The organism is Mycobacterium sp., assembly GCF_035603715.1.
Lineage (GTDB): Bacteria > Actinomycetota > Actinomycetes > Mycobacteriales > Mycobacteriaceae > Mycobacterium.
In genome coordinates this window covers 1-3640 of sequence record NZ_DATNJW010000662.1, presented here as the reverse complement: position 1 = coordinate 3640, position 3640 = coordinate 1, and the positions used below count along the sequence as shown (strand labels likewise).

The following is a 3640-nucleotide window of genomic DNA, read 5'->3' as shown; positions in this document are numbered from 1 at the left end:
GTGTCGTGCTTGAGGATGTAGACCGGGTTGGCCGGGCCAGGCAGACCCGCGGCAATATATCCGACCGATTCGGCCAGCCGCAGTTGCTGTCGCACGGAATCGATCTCCGCCGCAGCATTGGGCACACCGAAACCTGTGACTAGTGCCTGCATTTGATCGATCAAGGGTTTCAGGACCATCTGCTGCTTCTCGCGGCTGAACAACGTTTCCCGATACACCCGAATCTGGTCGAACAATTGCTTACGGCGCGTGTCGTCGTTACGCACGAGCTGCGCGATGACCCCATCGCGCCCAAGCTTGAACGGCCTGTTGGGCTGGAGTGTCTGGTCGATTCCCCATGGGATCAGCTTGAACTTGATGTTGCCCACGCCCGGCGCCGCGACGGCGGTCACGTCGTTGTAGATGTATGTGTTGTTGGTGTTGTCGGCGTAGCCGTCCCAGTGCTTGAGGAAGAACTCCATCGCGTAGATCTTGAGGAATTGGTCCATGTCGAGCATCTGGTCCGCGCCGGCCAACCCGTGCGCCTTGATGTGACTCATCGCGAATTTCAGGTCGGCCTTGTCCTCGAATTTGGACAGCGACTCGACCCCGATGAACTTCAGCCTCTCCTCGAGGAAATCGTCATGATGCTCGAGCTCGTAAAGATTCCCCTTCATGTTGCCGTTGAAGTTGCGTTCGATGTAGCGCTTCATCACCGGCTCGGCATTGACAAAGATGCCGGGGCTGTTGACGCCGCCGACCCCCTGGCCGATCAGTGTTCCGTTCACGAACACCCGGGCATAGTTGCATCGCGAATTGGGCAACCCGGCCATATCCAGCAACCGGTAGCCCAGCGTCTGCTTGATGTAAGACTTGTCCTGAATGGAATTGTTGAGCGTCACGTAGCGCGACCCGATCAGGGCTTCGATCGCGGGGACGTTGGCGTCGCCGAACTTGCCGAAGTCGACATGCAGGCATGGCTTGTCACTGTCGATGGAGCCGCAAAATGATTTCTTCTTGACGCCCACGTCGGTGAACGTGGACTTGGCGGGAAACTTGGTTCCGGATATCTCGACCGAAGCCGCCTTGTGCCACGTGAACCGGCTGTCACCGGTCCATTCGAAGTTGCACCGGCCGCCGGCTGGTTCCTCGTTTCGCACCGCGTCCCACTCCGCGTGCGGCATCGTGATCTTGACCGTAATCACATTGTCGAGCGCATAAAAAGAATCGAGTGCTTGTTGCTGCAGATCGGTCATTGTCACATCTCCCGTACGTCGCGGCCTTCCAACAGCATGCGGCAGAACACCGCATTCGACGTGAGTAGCGCGGTACTGCTCATTAGAAATCGCAAGGCCACGACTGCATTTAGAGACATGAAAACGGCCCCCGGAGTGATCTCCGGGGGCCGTTTTTACTAGTAGCGGGGACAGGATTCGAACCTGCGACCTCTGGGTTATGAGCCCAGCGAGCTACCGAGCTGCTCCACCCCGCGACGGGTGAATACCAGGTTACCGAACGCTCGCGAGGCCGCCAAATCGCGCCCTGACCAGGCTCGACGGGGCTGGCTGCCTCAGTGCGACGGCGCGTTCAGCCCATATCGCTGCCTGATGTCGTCCATCCAGTCTGGAGTTCCGTAGGTCAGCCCGTACTTGTCGGCCAGCTCGCCGAACTCGGGCAGCTCGTGCAGCACCTTGCCGAGCGGGTCATTCGCGTGCTCGACGAGCAACTCACCCAGTTCACGGAAGTAGTTCTCGAACCCACCCGGCGTGATGATCTCGATGATGCGGCCGGGTTCGCTACCGGCGTTCCACATAGCGTGCATCTGGCCGCGCGGTTTGGTGATGTAGCCGCCGGGACCGAGGACGACTTCACTGTCGTCGGAGCGGAACCCGATTTCGCCGGCCAGCACGATCGAATGTTCGTCCTCACGAGTGTGCCGGTGTGCTGCGGTGAGTATGCCGACCTCGAAGGGATGCTCGACGATGGACACCTCGCCCCCGTTGGCTTTGCTGGAGAGCTTGAACACCGCCCCAAAACCCGGCAGGGCGACGTACTCTCCTTCCCCGGGCTGCACAACCGTCACCGGAATCTGGTTGATGTCGGCCATCTCCCATGCCTCCTCGCCGGAGATTACTTGGCGTTGTTGTACTTGTTGATCGCGTCATCGAGCCGTTGCAGTGCCGCGCCGTAGGCCGCGAAGTCGCCCGACTTCTGCGCATCGCGGGCCGCACCCATGGCCGTCTCGACGTCCTTGAGTGCCGCGGACTTGGACGGTGACAGGCTGACGGCGCCAGCCGGCGCGGGCGCGACCGCATTGGCCGGGGGCGGCGGGTTCGCCGGCGGCTCGCCGCCCGGTGGGGCACTGGCCGGCGCACCCGACTCGGTGGGCGCGATTCCTGCCGCGGTCGCGGCCGCGCCGGGCCCGAACAACCCCGTCAGCGCGTCGCCGACGGTGGGCCCGTAACCGATCTTGTCGTTGTACATCATCGCCACCCGAATCAGCCGGGGATACGACGAGGCGACATCGCTGGTGCCGGGCGAGGCGTACACCGGCTCGACGTAGAGCAATCCGCCCTGCGCCACCGGCAGCGTGAGCAGATTGCCCCACTTGATCCGGTTCTGATTGTCACGCCCGATCACGCCAAGGTCCTGCGACACAGCGGTATCGGTGGTGATCGCGTTATTGGCCAGCTTCGGCCCGTTGACCTGACCGGGAATGGTCAGCACGGTGATCTTGCCGTAGTTCGACGGATCGGAGCTGGCGCTGATGTAGGCGGCCAGGTAATCGCGCTTGAACCTGTTCATCGCACTCGTGAGTTGGAACGAGGCCGAGTTATCTTCTTTGGCAATGTTTTTCGCGACGATGTAGTACGGCGGCTGGTAACTGCTCGCGGTCGGATTCGGGTCCAGCGGCACGTCCCAGAAATCTGAGGTGGAGAAAAACGTCACCGGGTCGTTGACGTGGTACTTGGCCAGCAGCATCCGCTGCACCTTGAACAGATCTTCGGGATACCGCAGATGGGCGGCCAACTCGGCGGTGATGTCGCTCTTGGGTTTGACCGTTCCGGGGAACACCTTCATCCACGCTTTGAGCACCGGGTCGTGCTCGTCCTGCTGGTACAGCGTCACCGTTCCGTCGTACGCATCGACGGTGGCCTTCACCGAGTTACGGATGTAGGACACCTGCTTGTCGGGCGCCAACCGGTTGAACGCGACTTCGGTGGAGTCGGCGGTGGCCGAGGACAGCGACGTGAGCTCGGAGTACGGGTAGTTGTCCAGCGTGGTGTAGCCGTCGATGATCCACACCAACCGCTTGTTGACGATCGCCGGGTACACGCTGCTGTCGGTGGTCAGCCACGGTGCCGCCGCCTCCACCCGCTGGGCCGGGTCGCGGTTGAACAGGATCTTGCTGTTGGATCCGATCACGTTGGAGAACAAGAAGTTTCGCTCCGCGAACTTCGCAGCGAAAACGCTGCGCGACACCCAGCCGCCGAGCGGCACTCCGCCGCTTCCGGTGTAGGTGTAGTTCTTGGTCTCGGTGTTGTTCTCGTAGTCGTATTCCCGGTCTACACCGTTCTTTCCGACGATCGCGTAGTCGGCCGGCGAGCTGGCGATGACCGGTCCGTAGTAGATCCGCGGCTGATCCAGCGGAGCGGGACCG

At 61.6% G+C, this 3640-nt stretch carries 3 protein-coding genes and 1 tRNA gene; all 4 read right to left on the bottom strand.

Annotation, left to right across the window (positions count from 1 at the left end; all coding sequences use genetic code 11):
- Positions 1–1235 (bottom strand): CotH kinase family protein (locus tag VN856_RS26735; protein ID WP_325694939.1); only part of this gene is annotated, 1235 nt, incomplete at its 3' end.
- A gap of 162 nt (positions 1236–1397) precedes the next feature.
- Positions 1398–1471 (bottom strand) — tRNA-Met (locus tag VN856_RS26730).
- 78 nt (positions 1472–1549) lie between these two features.
- The gene (locus VN856_RS26725; RefSeq protein WP_325694937.1) at positions 1550–2086 is read right to left on the bottom strand and encodes a cupin domain-containing protein; all 537 of its coding nucleotides are present in this window, start codon (positions 2084–2086) and stop codon (positions 1550–1552) included.
- Positions 2087–2109: 23 nt separating this feature from the next.
- On the bottom strand, positions 2110–3640 hold a 1531-nt coding region (locus VN856_RS26720), incomplete at its 5' end, for a UPF0182 family protein (protein ID WP_325694935.1).

Excerpts from the sequence above, each read along its gene's own strand:
- VN856_RS26725 (WP_325694937.1), bottom strand. The coding sequence starts at position 2,086 with ATGGCCGACATCAACCAGATTCCGGTGACGGTTGTGCAGCCCGGGGAA.